Annotated in this window: 20 protein-coding genes and 1 pseudogene; 7 read left to right on the forward strand and 14 right to left on the reverse strand. The window is 59.9% G+C overall.

The window, feature by feature from the left end:
* Positions 1 to 5 precede the first annotated feature (5 nt).
* The 9 genes and pseudogenes from ASG55_RS04170 to gcl form a co-directional block, all read right to left on the reverse strand.
* Positions 6 to 1,204, reverse strand: a pseudogene (locus ASG55_RS04170) (MFS transporter).
* Between the two features lie 167 nt (positions 1,205 to 1,371).
* Positions 1,372 to 2,370 (reverse strand): sulfate ABC transporter substrate-binding protein, encoded by a 999-nt coding sequence (locus ASG55_RS04175; protein ID WP_056783861.1) that lies wholly within the window; start codon positions 2,368 to 2,370, stop codon positions 1,372 to 1,374.
* 103 nt (positions 2,371 to 2,473) lie between these two features.
* Positions 2,474 to 3,298, reverse strand: a complete 825-nt coding sequence (locus ASG55_RS04180) for an ion transporter (protein WP_041479613.1) — start codon at positions 3,296 to 3,298, stop codon at positions 2,474 to 2,476.
* A gap of 21 nt (positions 3,299 to 3,319) precedes the next feature.
* On the reverse strand, positions 3,320 to 4,234 hold the full coding sequence (locus ASG55_RS04185) for an urea transporter (protein ID WP_056783864.1): 915 nt from the start codon (positions 4,232 to 4,234) through the stop codon (positions 3,320 to 3,322).
* Positions 4,235 to 4,460: 226 nt separating this feature from the next.
* Positions 4,461 to 5,876, reverse strand: coding sequence for a pyruvate kinase (gene pyk / locus ASG55_RS04190; RefSeq protein WP_056783865.1), 1,416 nt, complete (start codon positions 5,874 to 5,876; stop codon positions 4,461 to 4,463).
* Positions 5,873 to 7,147 carry a glycerate kinase type-2 family protein gene (locus ASG55_RS04195; protein ID WP_056783868.1) on the reverse strand — a complete coding sequence of 425 codons (1,275 nt, stop codon included), beginning with the start codon at positions 7,145 to 7,147 and terminating at the stop codon, positions 5,873 to 5,875. The genes pyk and ASG55_RS04195 overlap by 4 nt, the downstream gene beginning before the upstream one ends.
* 154 nt (positions 7,148 to 7,301) lie before the next feature.
* Complete coding sequence (locus tag ASG55_RS04200) at positions 7,302 to 8,195, reverse strand: 2-hydroxy-3-oxopropionate reductase (protein ID WP_056783869.1); 894 nt, start codon at positions 8,193 to 8,195, stop codon at positions 7,302 to 7,304.
* A gap of 162 nt (positions 8,196 to 8,357) precedes the next feature.
* Entirely contained in the window at positions 8,358 to 9,140 is a 783-nt protein-coding gene (hyi, locus tag ASG55_RS04205) for a hydroxypyruvate isomerase (protein WP_056783872.1), read from the reverse strand.
* 179 nt (positions 9,141 to 9,319) lie between these two features.
* Positions 9,320 to 11,095, reverse strand: a complete 1,776-nt coding sequence (gene gcl / locus ASG55_RS04210; protein ID WP_041479607.1) for a glyoxylate carboligase — start codon at positions 11,093 to 11,095, stop codon at positions 9,320 to 9,322.
* Between the two features lie 268 nt (positions 11,096 to 11,363).
* Here gcl and ASG55_RS04215 point away from each other — a divergent pair, with 268 nt between their 5' ends.
* Entirely contained in the window at positions 11,364 to 11,804 is a 441-nt protein-coding gene (locus ASG55_RS04215) for a GlcG/HbpS family heme-binding protein (protein ID WP_056783875.1), read from the forward strand.
* A 212-nt stretch (positions 11,805 to 12,016) separates the two neighbouring features.
* Positions 12,017 to 12,475, forward strand: coding sequence for an REP-associated tyrosine transposase (locus ASG55_RS04220; RefSeq protein WP_056783876.1), 459 nt, complete (start codon positions 12,017 to 12,019; stop codon positions 12,473 to 12,475).
* Between the two features lie 128 nt (positions 12,476 to 12,603).
* Here ASG55_RS04220 and ASG55_RS04225 read toward each other — a convergent pair whose 3' ends face one another.
* Positions 12,604 to 13,212: a TetR/AcrR family transcriptional regulator gene (locus tag ASG55_RS04225; protein ID WP_041479604.1), complete on the reverse strand. Its 609-nt coding sequence runs from the start codon at positions 13,210 to 13,212 to the stop codon at positions 12,604 to 12,606.
* A 135-nt stretch (positions 13,213 to 13,347) separates the two neighbouring features.
* Here ASG55_RS04225 and ASG55_RS04230 point away from each other — a divergent pair, with 135 nt between their 5' ends.
* A complete protein-coding gene (locus ASG55_RS04230; RefSeq protein WP_056783879.1) occupies positions 13,348 to 14,262 on the forward strand; it encodes a DUF808 domain-containing protein in 915 nt (304 codons plus the stop codon).
* A 127-nt stretch (positions 14,263 to 14,389) separates the two neighbouring features.
* On the opposite strand, the gene ASG55_RS04235 is transcribed toward ASG55_RS04230, so the two are convergent.
* Both ASG55_RS04235 and ASG55_RS04240 read right to left on the reverse strand, forming a co-directional pair.
* Entirely contained in the window at positions 14,390 to 15,178 is a 789-nt protein-coding gene (locus ASG55_RS04235) for an MlaA family lipoprotein (protein WP_056783881.1), read from the reverse strand.
* Positions 15,171 to 16,469 carry a serine protein kinase PrkA gene (locus tag ASG55_RS04240; RefSeq protein WP_024012145.1) on the reverse strand — a complete coding sequence of 433 codons (1,299 nt, stop codon included), beginning with the start codon at positions 16,467 to 16,469 and terminating at the stop codon, positions 15,171 to 15,173. Before ASG55_RS04240 ends, ASG55_RS04235 begins: the two co-directional genes overlap by 8 nt.
* Before the next feature lie 224 nt (positions 16,470 to 16,693).
* Between ASG55_RS04240 and ASG55_RS04245 the strand changes: the two genes are divergently transcribed.
* Positions 16,694 to 17,062, forward strand: coding sequence for a hypothetical protein (locus ASG55_RS04245; RefSeq protein ID WP_056783885.1), 369 nt, complete (start codon positions 16,694 to 16,696; stop codon positions 17,060 to 17,062).
* Between the two features lie 120 nt (positions 17,063 to 17,182).
* Here ASG55_RS04245 and ASG55_RS04250 read toward each other — a convergent pair whose 3' ends face one another.
* The gene (locus ASG55_RS04250; RefSeq protein WP_056783888.1) at positions 17,183 to 18,778 is read right to left on the reverse strand and encodes a glycoside hydrolase family 17 protein; all 1,596 of its coding nucleotides are present in this window, start codon (positions 18,776 to 18,778) and stop codon (positions 17,183 to 17,185) included.
* A 297-nt stretch (positions 18,779 to 19,075) separates the two neighbouring features.
* On the opposite strand from ASG55_RS04250, the gene ASG55_RS04255 reads away from it, so the two are divergent.
* The 3 genes from ASG55_RS04255 to ASG55_RS04265 all read left to right on the forward strand — a co-directional run bounded on the left by ASG55_RS04255 (position 19,076) and on the right by ASG55_RS04265 (position 22,134).
* Positions 19,076 to 19,927, forward strand: coding sequence for a glycine betaine ABC transporter substrate-binding protein (locus tag ASG55_RS04255; RefSeq protein WP_056783890.1), 852 nt, complete (start codon positions 19,076 to 19,078; stop codon positions 19,925 to 19,927).
* Between the two features lie 240 nt (positions 19,928 to 20,167).
* Entirely contained in the window at positions 20,168 to 20,479 is a 312-nt protein-coding gene (locus ASG55_RS04260) for a DUF485 domain-containing protein (protein ID WP_016771016.1), read from the forward strand.
* Positions 20,476 to 22,134, forward strand: coding sequence for a cation acetate symporter (locus tag ASG55_RS04265; RefSeq protein ID WP_016771015.1), 1,659 nt, complete (start codon positions 20,476 to 20,478; stop codon positions 22,132 to 22,134). Before ASG55_RS04260 ends, ASG55_RS04265 begins: the two co-directional genes overlap by 4 nt.
* 1,320 nt (positions 22,135 to 23,454) lie before the next feature.
* On the opposite strand, the gene gltA is transcribed toward ASG55_RS04265, so the two are convergent.
* On the reverse strand, positions 23,455 to 24,744 hold the full coding sequence (gltA, locus tag ASG55_RS04270; protein ID WP_003222994.1) for a citrate synthase: 1,290 nt from the start codon (positions 24,742 to 24,744) through the stop codon (positions 23,455 to 23,457).
* Positions 24,745 to 24,750 lie beyond the last annotated feature (6 nt).

Raw genomic sequence — 24,750 nt, forward strand, 5'->3', positions numbered from 1 at the left:
TCGCGTCAGGACGAGACTTTTCGCTGCGCCAGCGCAGCGTTTTGCGATGCACTCAAAAACCGCACCAACGCCAACAACGGAAACACGCTGCCGACAATCACGATCCACAACCAGCCGCCATGCTCGTACACCGCGCTGGCCACCGACGAGCCGAACGCGCCGCCGATGAAGATGCTGGTCATGTACAGCGCGTTCAAACGGCCACGACTTTTCGCGTCCAGCGAGTACACCGCGCGTTGGCCGAGGACCATGTTCATCTGCACGCAGAAGTCCAGCACCACGCCGGTCACGGCCAGGCCGATGACGCTGTAGGCCGGGTGAATGAAGGCGGGCAGGAAGCTCAGGCTGGCGAAGAGCATGGCCAGCAGCGAGGCGATGCGTGTGTGACCGGCATCAGCGAGGCGGCCGCTGATTGGCGCGGCGATGGCACCGATGGCGCCGACCAGGGCGAAGATCGCGATTTCGCTTTGCGACAGGCCATGGTTGCGTGCCAGCTCCAGCGGCACGGCGGTCCAGAACAGGCTGAACGTGGCAAACATGCAGCCCTGGTAAAACGCCCGCTGACGCAGCACCGGTTGCTGGCGCAGCAGTGTCCATAGCGAACCGATCAACTGGCCATAAGTAGCGCTGTGATCCGGCTGGCGCTTGGGCACGGTCAGCGCCAGCACCACGCTGATAGCCGCCATCAATGCTGCGGCGATCATGAACATGGCGCGCCAGCCGAGGTGATCGGCGACCACGCTCGACACCGGTCGCGCCAACAGAATACCCAGCAGCAAACCGCCCATGATCCCGCCCACCACGCGGCCACGGGACTCTTCCGGCGCCAGATGCGCGGCCAGCGGAATCAGGATCTGCACCGACACCGAGCTGAAGCCGACCAGCAGCGAGATCAGCAGAAATACGTTCGGCTGTTCAGTGAACGCGGCGCCAAGCAGACTGGCGATCGCCACCAGCGAGTGATGATCATCAGCCGACGGTTCTCCAGCAGATCACCCAGCGGCACCAGAAAGAACAGGCCCAACGCGTAACCGATCTGCGTCAGCGAGACGATGAAACTGGCCATGGTGTCGGAGAGGCCGATGTCCGGCGCGATCAGGCCGATGATCGGCTGTGCGTAGTAGATGTTGGCAACGATGGCGCCGCAGCAGAACGCGAACAGCAGGACCATGCCTCGGGTCATTGCGTGAGGAGTGGTGGTCATAGGGGATCTCGGGTCGGGCACAGGAAAGGGCTGAGGCTAATGGACAACGTGGACTGGCAGAAGACGTTTTCGGATGATAACTGTTATTACGCAGTGTAATGAGCGGTATTGCCGCGCAACAAAAAGGCGACCCGGTGGGTCGCCTTTTGATTTTTTCAGATCAAGCCTTACTGCCCGCTATAAATCTGATCAAACACGCCACCATCATTGAAGTGGGTTTTCTGCACCGTGCGCCAGTCACCAAAGGTCTTCTCCACCGAAAGGAAGTCGACTTTCGGGAAACGGTCGGTGTACTTCGCCAGCACCGCCGGGTCACGCGGGCGCAGGTAGTTGGCCGCCGCAATTTCCTGACCTTCCGGCGACCACAGGTACTTCAGATACTCATCAGCCGCAGCGCGCGAGCCTTTCTTGTCGACCACTTTGTCGACCACCGAAACCGGTGGCTCGGCTTCCGCTGAGACGGTCGGGTAGATGACTTCGAACTGATCGCGACCGAACTCGCGGGCGATCATTTCCGCTTCGTTTTCGAAGGTCACCAGTACGTCGCCGATCTGGTTGGTCATGAACGTGGTGGTGGCGGCGCGGCCACCGGTGTCGAGCACCGGCGCCTGCTTGAACAGCTTGCCGACGAAGTCCTTGGCCTTGTTCTCGTCGCCACCGTTTTTCAGCACATAGCCCCAGGCTGACAGGTAGGTGTAGCGGCCATTACCCGAAGTTTTCGGGTTGGGCACGATCACCTGAACGCCATCCTTGAGCAGGTCAGGCCAGTCTTTCAAAGCTTTCGGGTTGCCCTTGCGAACGATGAATACCGTCGCCGAGGTGAACGGTGCGCTGTTGTTCGGCAGGCGCGTGACCCAGTTGTCCGGGACCAGTTTGCCGTTGTCGGCGAGGGCATTGATGTCGGTGGCCATGTTCATGGTGATGACGTCAGCCGGCAGGCCGTCGATCACCGAACGCGCCTGCTTGCTCGAGCCGCCGAAGGACATCTGCACGGTGATGTTTTCGTTGTGCTCGGCTTGCCAGTGCTTCTGGAACGCAGTGTTGTAGTCCTTGTAGAAATCGCGCATCACGTCGTAGGAAACGTTGAGCAGCGTCGGTGCTGCCTGAGCGATGTTGGCCAAGGCCAGGCCGGCGGCGAGAAGTGAGGCGCCAAAGAGTTTTTTCACTGCGCATTCCTTGTTCTGTGGGGTGTCTTGTCAAAAATGAAGCCATTTGCCAGCGACTATAGCGGGCCTCGCATAGTCGCTTAAAGATTAAAAAGCTCTGTGCTTATTCCACTTTCTTGAACAGCTGACTGCCGCAGCGCGAACAGAACGCTGCGCTCTGTTCATGGCTCTTTTTCTGACAGCCCGGGCAGTCATGTTGCAGCTGCTCGCCGCGCATAGCGTTGGCCAGCTCAGCGGTGAAGATCCCTGTCGGCACAGCGATGATCGAATAACCGGTGATCATCACCAGCGAGGAAATCACCTGGCCCAGCGGCGTCTTCGGCACGATGTCGCCGAAGCCCACAGTGGTCAACGTCACGATCGCCCAATAGATGCCCTTGGGAATGCTGGTGAAGCCATGTTCCGGGCCTTCGATCACGTACATCAGCGTGCCGAACACCGTTACCAGCGTGCACACGCTGACCAGAAACACGACGATTTTCTGCTTGCTGCCACGCAGCGCCGACATCAGATAGTTGGCTTGCTTGAGATACGGGCTGAGCTTGAGCACACGGAAAATCCGCAGCATCCGAATGATGCGGATGATCAGCAGATACTGCGCGTCGCTGTAATACAGGGCGAGGATGCCCGGCACGATCGCCAGCAGATCCACCAGGCCATAAAAGCTGAAGGCATAGCGCAGCGGCTTGGGCGAGCAGTACAGACGCAGGATGTATTCGCCGAGGAAGATCGCCGTGAAGCCCCACTCTATATAGGCCAGAACGTCGGCGTAATTACGGTGGATGCTGTCGATACTGTCGAGCATCACGATCACCAGACTGGCGAGGATGATCAACAGCAGAATGCCGTCGAAGCGACGCCCGGCCGGGGTGTCGCTCTGGAAAATCATGACGTAGAGCCGTTCGCGCCAATTGTTGCTGCTGTCCATGGATAACGCCTGAATCGAAGATCAGCGCAGCCTAGGGTGATTCTCCTCGTGAGCGCAAGACTCATGCGCGAGCGAAGCTTTGCCAAGCATTTGAATGCCAGCCCGGATCAACCAGCAGGCGAGGATGAACGGCGCGGTCAGCGTCGCCAATCCAAGGGCAGCAAACAGCGGCGTCACCAGCAGCGCCAGGACAATTGCCAGCAGCGGCAGCCACGGATGTTGCCGTTGCGCGCTGAAGGCGAGGGCGGCGAGTACGGCGTTGTAGCCACCGAGGCCGAGCAGTGCGGCGGACGTGTCGTGGTGCAGCAGACTCGAGCCCAGGCCGATCGCCGACGCCAGCAGCGCCCAGCAGAAAGCGCGGCGATCGGCGAGCAGCAAACCGCTGGCGATCAACGCCCCGGCCAATGGATGGTCGAGAAACATCACCTGGCCGAATCCGCGCAGTTCAGCGGCCAGCAGATTTGTCGTGTTCGGGTCGACCGATGCCGCCGGCGCGGACGGCTCGGCGAACATCAGCAGCACCCAACTGAGCGCCACGAACGGCGAGGTATACGCCGGTATGGCGCGACTGCGGTACACGTGTTTGAGCCATTGCTGAGTAAGCATCGCGCTCAAGCCACCGGCTGCAAGAATCAACGGCGGCAGCAGTGGCGACCAAGGGAAATACAGGCTCAGCAGCAGGCCGAGCAGCACGCCGTTGTAGCTGAACAACCCGGCCTGGCGATCGGCCTTGGCGTAGTTGCGCCGCTGCGCGGTGAGCAGACCGGCAACGCCACCGAGCAGCGCCCCGGCGAACAGCACCGGCGCGGTCAGCAGGATCGCCAACAGACACAGCAGGCCGCACAGCGGATGGCGCTGGAAGAAAATCTGACTGAAACCGTTGAGCAAAGCCTCGGCCCAGTCGGGGCAGTGGGTGTTGAAGTGATTGGCAGGCATGTTGAGAAAATCTGGGCAGTTGGAACATCAAAAGGTCTTGCAAGTCACTGTGGCGAGGGGATTTAGCGAAACGTCGCACCGCCCCGTTCGGCTGCGCAGCAGTCGTCGCTTTTGAGGGTGTGACGGTTTCCACAGAGAAACCGCATTCTCCGATGGGGGGCCGCTTCGCAGCCCAACGGGGATAAATCCCCTCGCCACAAGTTTATGCACCCACTTTTATGGGGGGTTAAATCAACGTCTCGATGCGCAGCGAATTGGTCGATCCCGGCTGCCCGAACGGCACGCCGGCGGTGATCAGCAGCGTGTCGCCACGCTCGGCCATGCCTTGCGCCTGAGCAATCTCCAGTGCGGTCGAGCAGACTTCGTCGACCTGACGCAGGCGATCGTTGACCACCGAATGAATGCCCCACGCCACGCTCAAGCGCCGAGCCGTTTGCAGGTTCGGCGTCAGATTGAGGATCGGTGCTTTCGGCCGTTCCCGGGATGCGCGCAACGTCGAGGCGCCGGACTCGCTGTAATTGACCAGCACCGCCACCGGCAGCACGTTGCTGATCCGGCGGATCGCACAGCTGATCGCATCGGAAACCGTCGCCTCGGCTTTCGGTCGGCTGACGTCAAGCTGGGTCTGATAATCCGGGCCGTTCTCAACTTGACGGATGATCTTGCTCATCATCTGCACGGCTTCCAGCGGGTATTCGCCGGACGCGGTCTCCGCCGAGAGCATCACCGCATCGGCGCCTTCGGCTACGGCGTTGGCGACGTCAGTCACCTCGGCACGGGTTGGGGCAGGGGAGAAGCGCATTGACTCGAGCATCTGCGTCGCCACCACCACCGGTTTGCCCAGCGCGCGGCAGGTGGTGATGATGTTTTTCTGAATCTGCGGCACGCTCTCCGCCGGCACTTCCACACCAAGATCGCCGCGCGCGACCATGATCGCGTCGCTCAACTCAGCAATCTCACGCAATTGCTCGACCGCCGAAGGCTTCTCGATTTTCGCCATCAGAAACGCCTTGTCGCCGATCAATGCGCGGGCTTCGACAATGTCCTGCGGGCGCTGTACGAACGACAGCGCGACCCAGTCCACACCCAGTTCCAGGCCGAAGCTCAGATCGCGGCGATCCTTGGCGGTCAGCGGGCTGAGGTCGAGCACCGCTTGCGGCACATTCACGCCTTTGCGATCGGACAGTTCGCCGCCGTTGAGCACGCTGGTGTCGATCGCATCGTTGTACTTTGTGACCACGCGCAGACGCAGCTTGCCGTCGTCGAGCAGCAGGTCCATGCCCGCTTCCAGCGCGGCAATGATTTCCGGATGCGGCAGGTTGACCCGGCGCTCATCGCCCGGTGTCGCATCGAGATCCAAGCGGAACGCCTGACCGCGATGCAACTGCACTTTGCCATCAGCGAATTTGCCGACACGCAGTTTCGGCCCCTGCAGATCCATGAGAATGCCCAGCGGGTAGTTGAGCTGACGCTCGACTTCGCGGATCCATTGATAGCGCTTGGCGTGGTCGGCGTGATCGCCATGGCTGAAATTCAGGCGGAAGATGTTGACCCCGGCCTCGACCAGCTCGCGGATGTCGTCGATACCATCGACGGCAGGGCCGAGGGTGGCGAGGATTTTGACCTTTTTATCAGGCGTCATGATTTGCAGTTCTCAAGGATCAGAATGGCGCGGAAGTCGTTGACGTTAGTGCGGGTCGGCTCGGTGACGATCAGTGCATCGAGTGCCTGGAAGTAGCCGTAGCCGTTGTTGTTATCCAGCTCGTCGCTGGCGCTCAGACCGAGGGCGGCTGCGCGGGCGTAGCTGTCCGGGGTCATGATCGCGCCGGCGTTGTCTTCCGAGCCGTCGATGCCATCGGTGTCGCCGGCCAGCGCGTAGACGCCGGGCTGGCCCTTGAGGCTGTCGGTCAGGCTGAGGAGGAATTCGGCATTGCGTCCGCCACGGCCATTGCCGCGCACGGTCACCGTGGTTTCACCGCCGGAGAGAATCACGCACGGCGCTGCCAAGGGCTGGCCGTGGTGGATGATCTGCCGGGCGATGCCGGCGTGGACTTTCGCCACTTCGCGGGATTCGCCTTCGAGATCGCCGAGAATCAAGGTGCTGAAACCGGCCTGACGGCACTTCACCGCCGCCGCGTCCAGCGATTGCTGCGGGCGGGCGATCAACTGGAAGTGGCTGCGCGCCAGGGACGGGTCGCCGGGTTTGACGGTTTCCGATTCCGGACTTTGCAGCCAGGTGCGCACGGAGGCGGGAATGTCGATGCCGTAGCGCTTGATGATCGCCAGTGCTTCGGCCGAAGTGCTCGGGTCGGCCACGGTCGGGCCGGACGCAATGACGGTGGCGAGGTCGCCCGGCACATCGGAAATCGCGTAGGTGTAAACCGTCGCCGGCCAGCAGGCCTTGCCGAGGCGGCCGCCCTTGATCGCCGAGAGGTGCTTGCGCACGCAGTTCATCTCGCCGATGGTCGCACCGGATTTGAGCAGGGCTTTGTTGATCGACTGCTTGTCAGCGAGGGTGATGCCTTCGGCCGGCAGGGCGAGCAAGGCAGAGCCGCCGCCGGAGAGCAGGAAGATCACGCGGTCGTCTTCAGTCAGGTTGCTGACCAGTTCCAGCACACGTTTGGCCACGGCCAGACCGGCGGCGTCCGGCACCGGGTGCGCGGCTTCGACCACTTCGATTTTTTCGCACGGGGCGCCGTGACCGTAGCGGGTCACCACCAGACCGGTGACTTCACCCTCCCAGCAGCGCTCGACCACTTGCGCCATGGCGGCAGCGGCTTTGCCGGCACCGATGACGATAACCCGACCCGTGCGATCGGCAGGCAAATGGGCTTCGAGGACTTGGTTCGGATGGGCCGCGTCGATGGCTGTGGCAAACAGCTCGCGCAGCAGTTGTTGCGGATCGACCGACATGGCGGGCTCCCGGAATTCTTGTTATTCGAAAGGGCAACTCGGAACCCTTGTGGGAGCGAGCCTGCTCGCGAACGCGGTATGTCAGCCAACATGGATGTTGAATGTGAAGCCGCTTTCGCGAGCAGGCTCGCTCCCACAGGGTTTTGTGCAGACTTTATTTTTTGTCGCGAATCGAGAAATTGGCCATGTGCTCAAGGCCCTTGATCAGCGCCGAGTGGTCCCAGTTGCTGCCACCGATGGCCGCGCAGGTGCTGAATACCTGCTGGGCATTGGCGGTGTTCGGCAGGTTGATGTTCAGTTCCTTGGCGCCTTGCAGGGCCAGGTTCAGGTCCTTCTGGTGCAGGCTGATGCGGAAGCCCGGGTCGAAGGTGCCTTTGATCATGCGCTCGCCGTGCACTTCGAGAATCTTCGAAGAAGCGAAACCGCCCATCAGCGCTTCACGCACCTTGGCTGGATCGGCACCGTTTTTCGAGGCGAACAGCAGGGCTTCGGCTACGGCCTGGATGTTCAGCGCGACGATGATCTGGTTCGCCACTTTGGCGGTCTGGCCGTCGCCATTGCCGCCGACCAAGGTGATGTTCTTGCCCATGGCCTGGAACAGCGGCAGGGCGCGTTCGAAGGCATCGGCGTCGCCACCGACCATGATGCTCAGGGTCGCGGCCTTGGCGCCGACTTCACCGCCGGAAACCGGAGCGTCGAGGTACTGCGCGCCTTTCTCGTTGATTTTGGCGGCGAAGGCTTTGGTGGCGGTCGGCGAAATCGAGCTCATGTCGATCACGACTTTGCCCTTGCCGATACCGGCGGCAACACCGTCGGCGCGGAACAGCACGTCATCGACCTGCGGGGTATCCGGAACCATGACGATGATGAATTCGGCTTCCTGCGCCACTTCGCGCGGATTGGCCAGGGCGACGGCGCCAGCGGCGACCAGATCGGCCGGGGCCGCGTCGTGGTGTTGCGACAGGAACAGGCTGTGACCGGCTTTCTGCAGGTTCGCCGCCATTGGGTGGCCCATGATGCCGGTGCCGATGAATCCGATTTTAGCCATGAGAAAATCCTCTTGTTTTTTTCGTGCTCAAGCAAATAGGGGAGCTGCTTTTCATGTGGGAGCGAGCCTGCTCGCGAATGCGGTGGAACATTCAATATCCGTGTTGACTGAACCACCGCATTCGCGAGCAGGCTCGCTCCCACAGGGGATTTGCTGTGTTTCTTAGATTGCGTTGTGTGATTTCAACCAACCCAGGCCCGCTTCGGTGGTGGTCAGCGGTTTGTATTCGCAACCAACCCAACCCTGATAACCGATGCGATCAAGGTGTTCGAACAGGAAGCGGTAGTTGATCTCACCAGTGCCCGGCTCGTTGCGCCCCGGGTTGTCCGCGAGTTGCACGTGGTTGATCTCGCCCAGGTGCGATTGCAGGGTGCGGGCCAGATCGCCTTCCATGATTTGCATGTGATAGATGTCGTATTGCAGGAACAGATTGGCGCTGCCGACCTGCTCGCGAATCGACAGGGCCTGCGCCGTGTTGTTCAGGTAGAAGCCGGGAATGTCGCGGGTGTTGATCGCTTCCATCACCAGTTTGATGCCCACCGCTTGCAGCTTGTCGGCGGCGTATTTGAGGTTGGCGACGAAGGTCTTTTCCACGGTGGCATCGTCAACGCCTTGCGGGCGGATGCCGGCCAAGCAGTTGACCTGGGTGTTGCCCAGCACTTGTGCGTAGGCGATCGCCAGATCGACCCCGGCGCGGAACTCTTCGACCCGATCCGGCAGGCAGGCGATGCCACGCTCGCCCTTGGCCCAGTCACCGGCCGGCAGGTTGAACAGCACTTGGGTCAGCCCGTTGGCCTCGAGTTTTGCCTTGATTTCAGCCGAGCTGAAGTCGTACGGGAACAGGTATTCCACGCCACTGAAACCGGCCTTGGCGGCGGCGTCGAATCGGGCAAGGAAATCCTGTTCGGTGAACAGCATGGACAGGTTGGCTGCGAAACGCGGCATGGTGGTCTCCTAAAAACTGATGAGGCACGGTAGGTCAGACTGAGCGCGGTCAAGTCCCCTCTCCTGGGGGAGAGGGTTAGGGTGAGGGGGAATCCTGAGTCTGATCCCGATTGTGCGAACACCGCAAAACCTTTCCCTCACCCCAGCCCTCTCCCAGAGAGAGAGGGGGCTAAAAGCAATCAATCGAGCAACGAAATCGCCGTCGGCGCATCGTTGCCGACCAGTGCCAGGTCTTCGAACTCGTTGACCGCGTTGATCTCGGTACCCATGGAGATGTTGGTCACACGCTCCAGAATGATCTCGACGATCACCGGCACCTTGAACTCTTCGATCATCTGTTCGGCCTTGCGCAGGGCAGGGGCGATTTCCGACGGTTCGAACACACGCAGTGCCTTGCAGCCGAGGCCTTCGGCGACTGCGATGTGGTCAACCCCGTAACCGTTGAGTTCCGGCGCATTCAGGTTATCGAAGGACAGCTGCACGCAGTAGTCCATTTCGAACCCGCGCTGGGCCTGACGGATCAGGCCCAGGTACGAGTTGTTCACCACGACGTGGATGTACGGCAGTTTGAACTGAGCGCCGACCGCCAGTTCTTCGATCATGAACTGGAAATCATAGTCCCCCGACAGGGCCACGACTTTCCGGCTCGGATCGGCCTTGACCACGCCCAGCGCCGCCGGAATGGTCCAGCCCAACGGGCCGGCCTGGCCACAGTTGATCCAGTGACGCGGCTTGTAGACGTGCAGGAACTGCGCGCCGGCAATCTGCGACAGACCAATGGTGCTGACGTAGCAGGTGTCCTTGCCGAACACCTGGTTCATTTCTTCGTAAACGCGCTGCGGCTTGACCGGCACGTTGTCGAAGTGGGTCTTGCGATGCAAGCTGGCCTTGCGCTGCTGGCAATCCTGCAGCCAGGCACTGCGGTTTTTCAGCTTGCCGGCGGCTTGCCATTCACGGGCCACTTCGATGAACACGGTCAGCGCGGCAGCGGCGTCGGAAACGATGCCCAGATCCGGGGTGAACACGCGGCCGATCTGCGTGCCTTCGATGTCGACGTGAATGAACTTGCGGCCTTCGGTGTAGACATCCACCGAACCAGTGTGACGGTTGGCCCAGCGGTTGCCGATGCCCAGCACTACGTCGGATTTCAGCATCGTCGCGTTGCCGTAACGGTGCGAAGTCTGCAGACCAACCATGCCGACCATCAGCGGGTGATCGTCAGGGATGGTACCCCAGCCCATCAGGGTCGGGATCACCGGGATGCCGGTCAGCTCAGCGAATTCAACCAGCAGATCGCTGGCGTCGGCGTTGATGATGCCGCCGCCGGCCACCAGCAGTGGGCGCTCAGCCTGATCCAGCAAAGCCAAAGCTTTTTCAACCTGAACGCGGGTCGCAGTCGGCTTGGCCAATGGCAGCGGCTGGTAAGCGTCGATGTCGAATTCGATCTCGGCCATCTGCACGTCGAACGGCAGGTCGATCAGCACCGGGCCTGGACGGCCGGAGCGCATTTCATAGAAGGCTTTCTGAAACGCATAAGGCACCTGGCCCGGTTCGAGAACGGTGGTCGCCCACTTGGTCACTGGCTTGACGATGCTGGTGATGTCGACAGCCTGGAAGTCTTCCTTGTGCATACGGGCGCGGGGTGCCTGACCGGTAATGCAGAGGATTGGAATCGAGTCAGCCGAGGCGCTGTAGAGCCCGGTGACCATATCGGTGCCGGCCGGGCCGGACGTGCCGATGCACACGCCGATATTGCCGGCCTTGGTGCGGGTGTAGCCCTCGGCCATGTGCGAGGCGCCTTCAACGTGGCGAGCAAGGACGTGATCGATGCCACCGACCTTCTGCAAGGCGGAGTACAGCGGGTTGATCGCTGCGCCCGGGATGCCAAAAGCGGTATCAACCCCTTCACGGCGCATCACCAGAACGGCGGCTTCGATTGCTCTCATTTTGCTCATGGTTTTGTGCCTCTTTACGTTTTGTAATTGTATACAAGTGGCTTTGCGCAAAGTGTATTCACGGCGGACGGCGCAGGTCAATCCATTTTCTCAAGCGCCTGTTTCATTCGTCGGAAGTCCGCTGTGCTGTGGCTTTTCGTCGCATGTGGCGCTTTTCGAGAATTATTGTATACAAAAAAATAACTCATTGTGTTCTATTTGTGGCATCGGACTGCGGCACAAACGCGCAGTCCCACGACTTTCCCTATAACAAAATGAGGACGGCACCATGAGCGCTTTAACCTTGAAAGTCGCGGTCAACCTGGTCAGCGAAGCCATCAACGCAGGACGCGGCATCAACGCCGCACCGCTGACCATCGCGGTACTCGACACCGGCGGCCATCTGGTCGCCCTGCAACGCGAAGACGGCGCCAGCCTGCTGCGCCCCGACATCGCCATCGGCAAAGCCTGGGGCGCCATCGCTCTCGGTAAGGGCTCACGCCTGCTCGCCCAGGACGCCCAACAACGCCCGGCGTTTTTTTCTTCGTTGAACAGCATGGGGCAGGGCAGCGTAGTGCCGGCCCCGGGTGGCGTGTTGATTCGCAACCAGGCCGGTGAGGTGCTGGGCGCGATCGGGATCAGTGGGGATTTGTCGGATGTCGACGAGCAGGTGGCGATCAGAGCGGTGGAAGCGCTGGATTTGAGGGCGGATGGCGGGGTGGTTGGTTGAATGTCAGTGTCTGAATAACCGCTTTCGCGAGCAGGCTCGCTCCCCCATGGGATCAGGGTTGGACACAAAATGTCTGAACACCTGAAGCCCACTGTGGGAGCGAGCCTGCTCGCGAATACGATCTGCGCTACACATCTTGCTAAAAGTCTGACGCTCCCTTTGCCATCTCCACGGCTAGCCTTCTCATGATCAACATATGAGAAGGCAACGGAATGCCGGGTTTATCTGCTTCACATCGCTTGCGCATCGGACGCTATTCAGAACACAACCGCATTTACCTTCTGACCGCCAATACCGCCGGGAGAGAACCCGTATTCAGCGATTTCTTCCTGGGCAGATTGCTTGTAAGCCAATTTCGGGCAGCTGAGGAAACGGGATTGGCCAATTCTCTGGCTTGGGTCGTAATGCCAGATCATTTTCACTGGCTGATTGAATTGAAGAGTGGCTCGCTCGGCGAATTGATGCAGCGAACCAAATCCCTCAGCACCAAAGCGGTAAAGCTTTCGACCGGTAGAAAGTCCAGCCTTTGGCAACCTGGCTTCCATGACCGGGCACTGCGTAAAGAGGAGAATCTGGTGAAGATGGCTCGGTATGTCATTGCCAACCCATTGCGGGCAGGGCTGGTCAAAAGCCTTGGCGACTATCCGTTGTGGGATTCGATCTGGTTATGAGTTGAGGTCTGCGGTGCAGCTATTCGCGAGCAGGCTCGCTCCCACAGTGGATCTGGGTTGGACACAAAATGTCTGGACACCACAACCCCTGTGGGAGCGAGCCTGCTCGCGAAGCGGTTCCCCCGATCTCACCGATCCGGCTCACACCCCTTCAACACCAACCGGATAATCGTCTGCGCCGCCGCTTCATAATCGGCTTCATCAAGCTTGTCTTTCCCGGTCACCGCGGAAATCTGCCAGTCGAAGTCGGCGTAGGTCTGGGTCGCGGCCCAGATGCTGAACATCAGGTGGTTGGGATCGATCGGGGCGATCTGGCCGCGGTCGATCCAGCTCTGGATGCAGGCGATGTTGTGTTTGGCCTGGGCGTTGAGCTGCTCGACAAGATCAGCGCTCAGGTGTGGGGCGCCGTGCATGATTTCGCTGGCGAACACCTTGGAGGCGTAGGGCAGGTCGCGGGAGATGCGGATCTTCGAGCGGATGTAGCCGCTCAGCACTTCGCTCGGTACGCCGTCCGGGTTGAACGGGGTCGAGGCCTGCAGAATCGGCTCGATGATGCTTTCCAGCACCTCGCGATAGAGGTTTTCCTTGGATTTGAAGTAGTAGTAGACGTTGGGCTTGGGCAATCCCGCCTTGGCGGCGATGTCGCTGGTTTTGGTCGCCGCGAAGCCCTTGTCGGCAAACTCTTCGCTGGCGGCGCGCAGGATCAGTTCTTTGTTACGCTCGCGGATTGTGCTCATAAACCCGGTGGTTCCTTGCCTGTTCTGGCGGTGGCGCATGGTAGCACCGGCCTTGAGCGGCGCTCAACAATGCAGCCTGTGGCCGGCGGTCGCGTTATGCTTGGCAACATTCATACACAGAAGGAAACAGGATTCATGGCAGGAAGCAGTTTGCTGGTGCTGATCGATGACATCGCCACCGTTCTGGATGACGTTGCGTTGATGACCAAGATGGCCGCGAAGAAGACCGCCGGGGTGCTCGGTGATGATCTGGCGCTCAATGCCCAGCAGGTATCGGGCGTGCGCGCCGAGCGGGAAATTCCCGTGGTCTGGGCGGTGGCCAAGGGCTCGTTCGTCAACAAACTGATCCTCGTGCCGTCGGCGCTGGCAATCAGCGCCTTTGTGCCTTGGCTGGTGACGCCGCTGTTGATGGTCGGCGGCGCGTACCTGTGTTTCGAGGGTTTTGAAAAACTCGCGCACAAGTTTCTGCACAGCAAAGAGGAAGACGAGGCAGAACACGCACAGTTGACCGAAGCAGTGGCCGATCCGGCGACCGATCTGGTGGCGTACGAAAAGGACAAGATCAAAGGCGCGATCCGCACCGACTTCATTCTCTCGGCAGAAATCATCGCCATCACCCTCGGCACCGTGGCAGATGCCTCGCTGACTCAGCAAGTGGTCGTCATGTCCGGCATCGCCATTGTCATGACCGTGGGCGTTTACGGTTTGGTGGCGGGCATCGTCAAGCTCGACGATCTGGGGCTGTGGCTGACGCAGAAACCCGGGCAGATGGCGAAAAAGATCGGCGGCGGCATTCTCAGTGCCGCGCCGTACATGATGAAAACCCTGTCGGTGGTCGGCACGGCGGCGATGTTCCTGGTCGGCGGTGGCATCCTGACTCATGGCGTGCCGGTGCTGCATCACTGGATTGAAGGCATCGGCGCGGCAGCGGGCAGCGCCGGGTTCGCCGTGCCGATGCTGCTCAATGGTGTTGCGGGGATTATTGCTGGCGCAGCGGTGTTGGCGGTGGTTTCGGTCGTAGGCAAGATCTGGAAAGCGCTGAAGGGTTAATCAGCAACACATAACAAATGTGGGAGCGAGCCTGCTCGCGAATGCGGTAGTTCAGTCAATATCGATGTTGACTGAAACTCCGCGTTCGCGAGCAGGCTCGCTCCCACAGTGTTTTGCGCCAGCCGATTTACTCGGCGATCTGCAACTTGCGCGCTTCGGTGTACACGTACCGCACTTTCTCGTACTCGAACGGCGAGTTCATCTGACCATAGCGGAAGCTGGTCTGGTAGCGCTTGTCGATCGCACGCAAGGCCCAGACTTCCGGGTGGTTGGAGCTGACTTCCGCGACGTTGAGGAAGTTGATCGCGGTGTCGGCGGTGTAATCCACGGCCAGACCTGCGGTGTCGCGGATGTTCGACGGGCCGAAGATCGGCAGTACGAAGTAGGCGCCGCCCGGTACGCCATAGAAGCCCAGAGTCTGCCCGAAGTCCTCGTTCTGGCGCGGCAGGCCCATGGCGGTTGCCGGATCCCACAGGCCGGCGATGCCGATCGTGGTGTTGAGCAGCAGGCGCGCGGTGGTTTCCATCGAGCGCTGGCCCTTGAACTGCAACAGGCTGTTGACCAGGTTCGGCACGTCACCAATGTTGTTGAAGAAGTTGCTCACCCCGGTACGCAGGAAGCTTGGGGTGATGTAGCGATAGCCATCGACTACCGGCAGGAACACCCACTGGTCGAAGCGGTAGTTGAAGTGATAGACCCGGCGGTTCCACGATTCCAGTGGGTCATAGACGTTCAGCGCATTGAGCGTGGAGCGTTCGAATTCGCGCTGATCCAGGCCCGGGTTGAACTTGAGTTTGGTCAGCGGCTGCTTGAAGCCGTCGCTGTCGACCACCACCGGTGCATCGGCTTTACTGTTGTCGGCCTGGGCCACGCCTGCACAGAGGAACGCTGCAATCAGCAGGAGATATTTAGCCACGGAAGAACTCCAGCATGGCGTCGCTGTTGACGCGGTAGTTAAGGTTGCCGCAGTGGCCGCCCAGTGGATAAACGGTCAGGCGATCACCGAAGGTTTTCCGCAGGAAGCCCAGGTCGCCAGGGCCGAGGATGACGTCGTCGGCGTTGTGCATGACGGCGATTTTCGGGCTGTCGTGCAGGTAGTCCTTGAGCGCATACAGGCTGACCTGATCGATCAGTTGCAGCAGGCTGCCGCCGTCGGTGCGTGCGCGCCACATCGGAATAACCTGCTCGGTGATGTAGCAGTCGAAATCGCATTGCAGCGCACGCTTGAGGAACGGCGTGAGGCTGGTGCCTTCGGTGATCGGGAATTTCGGCGGGGTGATCAGGCCGCGACGGTTGACCAGGTCCGAGGTGTAGGCAATGTCGGCTGCCGAAAAGCGGAACGACGTGCCGATGAGCATGGCCATCTGTTCGTTGGTCAGGTGCTGCTTGGACTGCTGGAAGTCGTACAGCAGCGCATCGTTGAGATCGATGTAGCCTTTCTGCTGGAAGTAACGGGTCAGCTTGGTCAGTACCAGTTCATAGAACGTGGTGCTGTTGTTGATGCCCTTGACCTCGGTCTGCACCAGCTTGTCGAGGTTGGTCACCGAGGTGTATAGGTTGACCGGCGGGTTCAGCAGCAGGACTTTTTTGAAGTTGAAGCTACGGCGCGTTTCGTCCAGATGCGCGACGAACGCGGCATCAAGGGCGCCGAGGCTGTAGCCGGTCAGGTAATACTCGGTGACCGGCAGCTTCGGGTTCTGCGCCCGCACGGCCTGCATCACCCGATACATGTCTTCGGCATCTTCCTTGGTCACGCCCGGGGTGGCGAAACGCGAGGCGGCGCTGATGAAGTCGAAGCTGGTCGGCGACGACAACTGCACGACATGGTAGCCGGCCTTGTAATACAGCTTTTTCAGGTATTCGTTGAGCGTGCTGTCAAAGCGCGCGCCGGTACCGGCGATCAGGAAGATAAGCGGCGCCGGTTTGTCCTGCGTGGCGATGCGGTAAGTGAGTTTCTTCACTGCCCAGAAATTGTCCGGCAGTTGGAATTCACGCTCCGGGCGCAGGGTGAGGCTGCGGTCCGTTTGATTGATGTCGTCGTCCAGCGGCAGCTCCGGACGCAGGTCCGGTGGTGTCGTGGCGATCGTCGCCTCGAACGGGTTGGTCAGCGGGTAGCCATAGCTGGCGGCGTCGATATCCACCGCCAGCGCGGACGCACTCAAGATAAGGCCGCTGAACAGCGCGGCGAAGCGCAAGGAACGGAGCATGACTAGATCCCTTAGAGGAAGGTGCCGATTGAAGTTCGCAGGCTATGACCACCGGCCGTGCGCCAAAGTGCCATGCTGCGGCACCAAACAGGCGGAATTCGGGGTAATAGTAGCTGGACGATACACGTTGCAAGGGCTCGCTGAACAGTTAACAGTTGTTAGTGCTTGCGAATGCCGGTCGGCAGATTAAGCTGGCCGCCGATTTCCGCAGATTGGAGTGCTCCATGTCCCGCCGCTTGCCCGTTATTGTGCTGCTCGTTTTGTTGCCGCTGTGGCTGGCCGGCAGTTATGCCGCGCGCTATGGCTTCATGGAAGACGGGCAGTGGGTGGGCATCTGTGTCGACGAGGCCGGCCGTTGGGAATGCCTTGTGCGTTCGAACCTGGGGTTGATGATTCATTTCAAGGTGTTGGGCTGGGCGGCGGTGGGCGCGGCGGTATTGGCGTTTGTATTGCCGGGACGGACAGGGTGGTGGCTGGGGGTGCTGGCGCTGGTGTTCGGCCTGCCGGCGCTGGCGTTGTACAACACCACATTAGCGGTATTTGCGGTGGTGATTGCCGGGTTGCGCCTGGTCCGCGAGTCCCGCAGCGCCTGACAGTCAGTCATCGCGGGCAAGCCCGCTCCCACAGGGATTGAGGTGAACACAACATTTGTGTGCAGCAGAAATCCTGTGGGAGCTGGCTTGCCAGCGATGGCGATTTCGAAAGCGCTGAAATCAGGCCTTGCGAACCCGCAGACAGCGCCACAACGCCACCACCATCAATCCACTGACCAGCGCCCAGCCCCACGCCTGCTGATTCAGCATCCCTTCCTGATACAACTGCGGTGCAATCCCCGCGCCGACGATAAAGGTCAGCAGAGCAACCTCCCGACGCGGCACGCTCACCGGGCGGCACAGGTACACCAGCGCCGGCAGGACGAACGCCATGCTGGCGAAACTGCGATAGCGCGGGTCGAAGACCATTTCCAGCATCATCACCGCCGCGGCAAAACCGGCCACCGCGACCAGCCAGCCGGCGCGACGCTCGAGCAAATCGAATGCTCGCGCGCGCCAACCGCTGCGTGCGCTCAACGTCAGCGCGGCATGCGCGAGCACCAACAGATTCAACCCGGTCAGCAAGCCGACCCACAGCCATTCACCGGCAAATCGTGTGGTCAATCGAGCCAGATCGCCCCAAGCGCCAATCGAGCAAGCAGCGACAGCGCCCAGCAGCGGTAGCAGCAACGCCGAACGAGTGGTGCGCACGCATCCACCAAGGATCAGCGTGCCGAGGAAAATCAGAGCACCGACTGCCAGCCATTCTTTCCAGTACGGCACATTGCTCACCGGTCCGGTGAGCACGCCCTTGTCCTGTCGATCCGCATCGAACAGCCCCCAGTAGCCGCCGACCGCGCCTTCACTGCCGCGCTTCCACGGTTGATCAAAGGCTTCGATCAGGTTGTAGCGCCAGCCCTCCTGCTCGGCCATCGCCACGAATCCACGAATGAATTTCGCCTCGTTGACCCGGCTCGGCACGGCGGTTTCGCGCTGGCGGCCTTCGCTGGGCCAACCGGTTTCGCCGATCATCACGTCCTTGGGCGCGAACTTGTTGCCGAACACCTGACGCACATCCGCCACATGCCGCAGCGCCACGTCGATATTCGACGGATCGTCTTCCCAGTACGGCAGCAAGTGGATGGTCAGAAAATCCACAGCCGGCGCGACTTCCGGGTGCTTGAGCCAGAATTCCCAAACATCGGCGTAAGTCACCGGTTGCTTGACCTGGCTTTTTACCTTGTTGATCAGCCGGGCCAGTTGCGCGCCAGTGACCTCTTTGCGCAGCAGCGCTTCGTTGCCGACGATTACGGCGGTGACCACGTCGGGGTTGGCATTGGCCGATTTGATCAGCAGGTCGACTTCCTGCTCGGTATCGACGGGGTTGCTATTGACCCAGGCGCCGATCATCAACTTCAGACCGTGTTTGCGCGCCAGATCGGGCAGGGCGTCGAGGCCGGTCATCGAGTAGGTGCGGATGCATTCAAAGCGCGTCGCCAGCAGCGCGAGGTCGGCATCCATCCGCTCGGGGCGCAATTTGAACGGCACGTCGAACGGCGATTGGTCTTTGTCGAACGGTGTGTAGGAGGCGCATTGCAACTTGTGCGTCGGCGTCGCGGCGTCCGGCAGGATCACCGGTTGGCCGAGGCCATACCAGAAACCGCTAAGGGCCAACAGCCCGAGCAGGCAGGCGAACAGATAAGGCAGAAAAGGAAATCGGTACGTTGCGGACATGGTCAGGCCGAGTGGCTGCAAAGCGACGCATGTTACCTGCATTTATAGAAGGGCTGGTGGCTTGCAGGCGTTGTCCATGCAAAGTTCGGGCGGATTGTCTGGCGTCAATTAATCTCGCTTGATTAATGGCTTTCTGATGTCGTTTCTCGCTGCCTTGAGGTCGCTGACAGAGCAGGTCGCCGGCCGCTTGAGGTTGATGATCAAACCATCAGTACCCTTTTTGAAAAATCGGCTGATGTTCGGTGTGTGAGGTCCGGCGTGATGGGGGCGCTGTGCACCATAACAATACGTTGACGATGCCCGGCATCCGTCGGGCGCAGCATTTCGGGGAAGTAAACGATGAAGATGCGACGACTTTTAGGCGCAGGTGCCGCTTTGGTGCTTGCGATGAGTTCCACTTTCGCCAACGCTGAAAAACAGACCCTGAACATCGGTTACGTTGACGGCTGGTCCGACAGCGTCGCGACCACCCACGTGGCGGCCGAAGTGATCAAACAGAAGCTCGGTTATGACGTGAAGCTGCAAGCCGTCGCCACCGGGATCATGTGGCAGGGCGTGGCCACCGGCAAACTCGATGCGATGCTCTCGGCCTGGCTACCCGTGACCCACGGTGACTATTGGACGAAAAACAAGGATCAGGTCGTCGATTACGGCCCGAACTTCAAGGACGCGAAGATCGGCCTGATCGTGCCGGAGTACGTCAAAGCCAAATCGATCGAAGACCTGAAAACCGACGATACCTTCAAAAACCGCATTGTTGGCATCGACGCCGGTTCAGGCGTAATGCTCAAGACCGATCAGGCGATCAAGGATTACGGCCTGGACAAATACAGCCTCAAGGCCAGTTCCGGCGCCGGCATGATTGCCGAGCTGACCCGCGCCGAGAAGAAGAACGAATCCATCGCCGTCACCGGTTGGGTGCCGCACTGGATGTTCGCCAAGTGGAAACTGCGCTTCCTCGACGACCCGAAAGGCGTGTATGGCCAGGCTGAAACCGTGAACAGCATCGGCAGCAAAGGCCTGGACGCCAAGGCGCCGGAAGTGGCCAAGTTCCTGAAAAACTTCCAGTGGGCCTCGAAAGACGAAATCGGCGAGGTCATGCTGGCGATTCAGGACGGTGCCAAGCCTGATGCAGCGGCCAAGGACTGGGTGGCCAAACACCCGGATCGTGTAGCTGACTGGACCAAATAATTTAAACACCGCCACACCCCTGTGGGAGCGAGCCTGCTCGCGAATGCAATCTGTCAGTTGATGCAATATCGACTGATACGACGCCTTCGCGAGCAGGCTCGCTCCCACATTTTTTTTCTGTGTACCGGAAAATGGCTAAAACATCATGGCCATCTACTACTAAGGTCGTCTGGAACCTCTCTCGCAGCCGCATACATTAGCTACGTTCCAACAATAATTTGTGCTGCGAGGATAAAAACAATGAACGACAGCATTTACCTCTCGATTCAGAACAGTCCCCGATTCAAGGAGCTGGTTCAGAAACGGGAACGATTCGCCTGGATTCTCTCGGCAATCATGCTTGGGCTCTACTCCGCATTCATCCTGCTGATCGCATACGGGCCGCACGTGCTCGGGGCGAAACTCAGTCCTGAATCCTCGATCACCTGGGGCATCCCGATCGGTGTCGGTCTGATCATTTCAGCCTTCGTCCTGACCGGCATCTACGTGCGCCGCGCCAATGGCGAGTTCGACGACCTGAACAATGCGATTCTCAAGGAGGCTCAGCAATGATCCGGCGTCTACTGGCTTTATTGAGTGTTGCGGCTTTCGCGCCGAGTGTCTGGGCGGCTGACGCATTGACGGGGGAGGTGGCCAAACAGCCGCTGAACATCCCGGCGATCCTGATGTTCGTGGCCTTCGTCGGCGCGACGTTGTACATCACCTACTGGGCTTCAAAGAAAAACAACTCGGCCGCCGACTACTATGCGGCGGGCGGCAAGATCACCGGTTTCCAGAACGGCCTGGCGATTGCCGGCGACTACATGTCGGCGGCGTCTTTCCTGGGGATTTCCGCGCTGGTGTTCACCTCCGGCTATGACGGCCTGATCTACTCGATCGGCTTCCTGGTGGGCTGGCCGATCATTCTGTTCCTGATCGCCGAACGCCTGCGCAACCTGGGTAAATACACCTTTGCCGACGTGGCGTCGTACCGCCTCGGGCAAACCCAGATTCGCACCCTGTCCGCCTGCGGCTCGCTGGTGGTGGTGGCGTTCTACCTGATCGCGCAAATGGTCGGTGCCGGCAAGCTGATCCAGCTGCTGTTCGGCCTCGATTACCACGTTGCGGTGATCCTGGTCGGCGTGCTGATGTGCATGTACGTGCTGTTCGGCGGCATGCTCGCGACCACTTGGGTGCAGATCATCAAGGCAGTGCTGCTGCTGTCCGGTGCCTCGTTCATGGCGCTGATGGTGATGAAGCACGTGGGCTTCGACTTCAACACGCTGTTCTCCGAAGCGATCAAGGTTCACGCCAAGGGCGAAGCGATCATGAGCCCCGGCGGTCTGGTGAAGGATCCGATCTCGGCATTCTCGCTGGGTCTGGCGCTGATGTTCGGCACCGCTGGCCTGCCGCACATTCTGATGCGCTTCTTCACCGTGAGTGACGCAAAAGAAGCGCGCAAGAGCGTGCTGTACGCTACCGGTTTCATTGGCTACTTCTACATCCTGACTTTCATCATCGGCTTCGGCGCGATCCTGCTCGTCAGCACCAACCCGGCCTTTAAAGATGCAGCGGGCGCCTTGCTCGGCGGCAACAACATGGCGGCGGTGCACCTGGCCAACGCGGTGGGCGGCAGCATCTTCCTTGGCTTCATCTCGGCAGTGGCGTTCGCAACCATTCTGGCTGTGGTAGCCGGTCTGACGCTGGCGGGTGCTTCGGCGGTTTCTCACGACCTGTACGCCAGTGTGATCAAGAAGGGCAAGGCCAACGAGAAAGATGAGATTCGCGTGTCGAAGATCACCACCATCGCCCTGGCGGTGCTGGCGATTGGTCTGGGCATTCTGTTCGAAAGCCAGAATATTGCGTTCATGGTCGGCCTGGCGTTCTCCATCGCGGCGAGCTGCAACTTCCCTGTGCTGCTGCTTTCGATGTACTGGAAGAAGCTGACCACTCGCGGCGCGATGATTGGTGGCTGGCTGGGTCTGGTCAGTGCTGTTGGTCTGATGATCCTCGGCCCAACCATCTGGGTGCAGATTCTGCATCACGAGAAGGCGATCTTCCCTTACGAATATCCGGCGCTGTTCTCGATGATGATTGCGTTCATCGGGATCTGGTTCTTCTCGATTACCGACAAGTCGGCGGCTGCGGATAACGAGCGGGCGCTGTTCTTCCCGCAGTTTGTGCGTTCGCAGACCGGGTTGGGGGCGAGTGGGGCGGTTTCGCACTAAGAGATCAGTTGTAAGCTGCAAGCTTCAAGCTTCAAGAAAACGCCCTGGTTGAGAGATTGGGGCGTTTTTTTTTGTGGGCGGTTATTGGTTGGTTTGGTGTGTATATCCGTTGCTGCGGTAACGGCTGCTTAGGGTTTCGCCCTTACGGCGAGTCACCTTTTTCAAACGCCAAAAAGGTAACCCAAAAGGCTTGCTCCTGCGTTCGGCCCTCGCAGGCTCGGGTCCCTTCGCTGCGGGATCGATCCGGGCGCAGNACCTTTTTCAAACGCCAAAAAGGTAACCCAAAAGGCTTGCTCCTGCGTTCGGCCCTCGCAGGCTCGGGTCCCTTCGCTGCGGGATCGATCCGGGCGCAGCGGCTCCGGTTTGCTTCGCTGCACCTCCTTCCGCTGTGTCTGGCTGCGCTAGACGGTCGCTGCGCTCCCACGCCCGGATCAATCCCTCCACTCAGCCTTCCGACGTCGCCCGTGGATCAAGATCAAAAGCACTCGAGCTTGCGCTCATTGTTGAGTGGTTAGAAGCGTCGCATGGCTTGAGATTTTCGGTGGATTCGCCCCTCACCCCAGCCCTCTCCCAAGATCAAAAGCACTCGAGCTTGCGCTCATTGTTGAGTGGTTAGAAGCGTCGCATGGCTTGAGATTTTCGGTGGATTCGCCCCTCACCCCAGCCCTCTCCCGAGGGAGAGGGAGCCGATTTKTGYGGTGTTCAAAACCTGCATTCGACTCGGTATCGCAAGTCGGCGTGTTTCGCCCAAACACCTCGGTCAGTYCCCTCTCCCTCTGGGAGAGGGCTAGGGTGAGGGGCTCTTGATCTGGCTTTGGCTTTTGCTTTTGATCTTTTGCCCCTTCGGCAGGCTTCGTTACGGGATCGATCCGGGGGTGGGAGCGTAGCGACNTGAGGGGCTCTTGATCTGGCTTTGGCTTTTGCTTTTGATCTTTTGCCCCTTCGGCAGGCTTCGTTACGGGATCGATCCGGGGGTGGGAGCGTAGCGACCGTACGACGTAGTCGTACACAGCGAGTGTAGGTGCAGCGAAGCCAACCGGAGCCGCTGCGCCCGGATCGGTCCCGTAACGAAGATACCCCGAGCCCTAGCGAGCGGGCCGTACGCCGGGGCAAAGCCTTTTGGGTTACCTTTTCGGCGTTTGGAAAAGGTGACTCGCTGTAAGAGCGAAACCGCCAGCGGCAGCACCCGCAGCAACCGATATGCCCCCAAAATCCAAGAACCAGTCGGCCCGAAGGCCGCTGAAACCACAAACAAAAACGGCCTCTATATAAGAGGCCGTTCCTGACACACCACTAAACCATCACAAAAAAGAAAAACCCTTATTTGCGATCTTCCAGCTTGGTAATGTCACGCGACTCGTAACCGGTGTACAGCTGGCGCGGACGGCCAATCTTGTACGGGCTCGAAAGCATTTCTTTCCAGTGCGAAATCCAGCCCACAGTACGCGCCAGGGCGAAAATCACCGTGAACATGCTGGTTGGAATGCCGATCGCCTTGAGGATGATCCCCGAATAGAAGTCGACGTTCGGGTACAGCGAGCGCTCGATGAAGTACGGGTCGGTCAACGCGATCTCTTCCAGGCGCATGGCCAGTTCGAGTTGCGGATCGTTGTTGATGCCCAGTTCCTTCAACACTTCGTCGCAGGTCTGCTTCATGACAGTCGCGCGAGGGTCGCGGTTCTTGTAGACGCGGTGACCGAAGCCCATCAACTTGAACGGATCGTTCTTGTCCTTGGCTTTGGCGATGAACTTGTCGATGTTCGACACATCGCCAATCTCGTCGAGCATGGTCAGCACGGCTTCGTTCGCACCGCCGTGGGCAGGACCCCACAGTGCGGCGATACCGGCGGCGATGCAGGCGAACGGGTTGGCACCCGAAGAGCCGGCCAGACGCACGGTGGAGGTCGAAGCGTTCTGCTCGTGGTCGGCGTGGAGGATGAAGATCCGGTCCATGGCCTTGGCGAGTACCGGGCTGATCGGTTTGATCTCGCACGGGGTGTTGAACATCATGTGCAGGAAGTTTTCCGCGTAAGTCAGATCGTTGCGCGGGTACATCATGGGTTGGCCCATGGAGTACTTGTAAACCATCGCTGCCAGGGTCGGCATCTTCGCAACCAGACGGATCGCGGAAATTTCGCGATGCTGCGGGTTATTGATGTCCAGGGAGTCGTGGTAGAAGGCCGAGAGGGCGCCGACTACACCGCACATGACGGCCATCGGGTGGGCGTCGCGACGGAAACCGTTGAAGAAGGTTTTCAGCTGCTCGTGAACCATGGTGTGGTTCTTCACGGTGCTGACGAACTGGGCCTTCTGTTCTGCGGTCGGCAATTCGCCGTTGAGCAGCAGGTAGCAGGTTTCCAGGTAGTCCGACTTTTCAGCCAGCTGTTCGATCGGGTAGCCGCGGTGCAACAAAATGCCGTTGTCGCCGTCGATATAGGTAATTTTCGATTCGCACGAAGCGGTCGACATGAAACCCGGGTCGAAAGTGAAGCGGCCCGTGGCCGTCAGGCCCCGAACATCGATTACATCGGGACCAACGGTGCCGGTTAAAATGGGCAGCTCGACGGGGGCTGCGCCCTCGATGATCAACTGCGCTTTTTTGTCAGCCATGTGGCC

This window comes from Pseudomonas sp. Leaf434 (assembly GCF_001425545.1).
Classification (GTDB): domain Bacteria; phylum Pseudomonadota; class Gammaproteobacteria; order Pseudomonadales; family Pseudomonadaceae; genus Aquipseudomonas; species Aquipseudomonas siliginis.

Excerpts from the sequence above, each read along its gene's own strand:
- ASG55_RS04180 (WP_041479613.1), bottom strand. The coding sequence starts at position 3,298 with ATGGACAGCAGCAACAATTGGCGCGAACGGCTCTACGTCATGATTTTC.
- ASG55_RS04185 (WP_056783864.1), bottom strand. The coding sequence starts at position 4,234 with ATGCCTGCCAATCACTTCAACACCCACTGCCCCGACTGGGCCGAGGCT.
- pyk (WP_056783865.1), bottom strand. The coding sequence starts at position 5,876 with ATGACGCCTGATAAAAAGGTCAAAATCCTCGCCACCCTCGGCCCTGCC.
- ASG55_RS04195 (WP_056783868.1), bottom strand. The coding sequence starts at position 7,147 with ATGTCGGTCGATCCGCAACAACTGCTGCGCGAGCTGTTTGCCACAGCC.
- ASG55_RS04200 (WP_056783869.1), bottom strand. The coding sequence starts at position 8,195 with ATGGCTAAAATCGGATTCATCGGCACCGGCATCATGGGCCACCCAATG.
- hyi (WP_056783872.1), bottom strand. The coding sequence starts at position 9,140 with ATGCCGCGTTTCGCAGCCAACCTGTCCATGCTGTTCACCGAACAGGAT.
- gcl (WP_041479607.1), bottom strand. The coding sequence starts at position 11,095 with ATGAGCAAAATGAGAGCAATCGAAGCCGCCGTTCTGGTGATGCGCCGT.
- ASG55_RS04215 (WP_056783875.1), top strand. The coding sequence starts at position 11,364 with ATGAGCGCTTTAACCTTGAAAGTCGCGGTCAACCTGGTCAGCGAAGCC.
- ASG55_RS04220 (WP_056783876.1), top strand. The coding sequence starts at position 12,017 with ATGCCGGGTTTATCTGCTTCACATCGCTTGCGCATCGGACGCTATTCA.
- ASG55_RS04225 (WP_041479604.1), bottom strand. The coding sequence starts at position 13,212 with ATGAGCACAATCCGCGAGCGTAACAAAGAACTGATCCTGCGCGCCGCC.
- ASG55_RS04230 (WP_056783879.1), top strand. The coding sequence starts at position 13,348 with ATGGCAGGAAGCAGTTTGCTGGTGCTGATCGATGACATCGCCACCGTT.
- ASG55_RS04240 (WP_024012145.1), bottom strand. The coding sequence starts at position 16,469 with ATGCTCCGTTCCTTGCGCTTCGCCGCGCTGTTCAGCGGCCTTATCTTG.
- ASG55_RS04245 (WP_056783885.1), top strand. The coding sequence starts at position 16,694 with ATGTCCCGCCGCTTGCCCGTTATTGTGCTGCTCGTTTTGTTGCCGCTG.
- ASG55_RS04250 (WP_056783888.1), bottom strand. The coding sequence starts at position 18,778 with ATGCAGGTAACATGCGTCGCTTTGCAGCCACTCGGCCTGACCATGTCC.
- ASG55_RS04255 (WP_056783890.1), top strand. The coding sequence starts at position 19,076 with ATGAAGATGCGACGACTTTTAGGCGCAGGTGCCGCTTTGGTGCTTGCG.
- ASG55_RS04260 (WP_016771016.1), top strand. The coding sequence starts at position 20,168 with ATGAACGACAGCATTTACCTCTCGATTCAGAACAGTCCCCGATTCAAG.
- ASG55_RS04265 (WP_016771015.1), top strand. The coding sequence starts at position 20,476 with ATGATCCGGCGTCTACTGGCTTTATTGAGTGTTGCGGCTTTCGCGCCG.
- gltA (WP_003222994.1), bottom strand. The coding sequence starts at position 24,744 with ATGGCTGACAAAAAAGCGCAGTTGATCATCGAGGGCGCAGCCCCCGTC.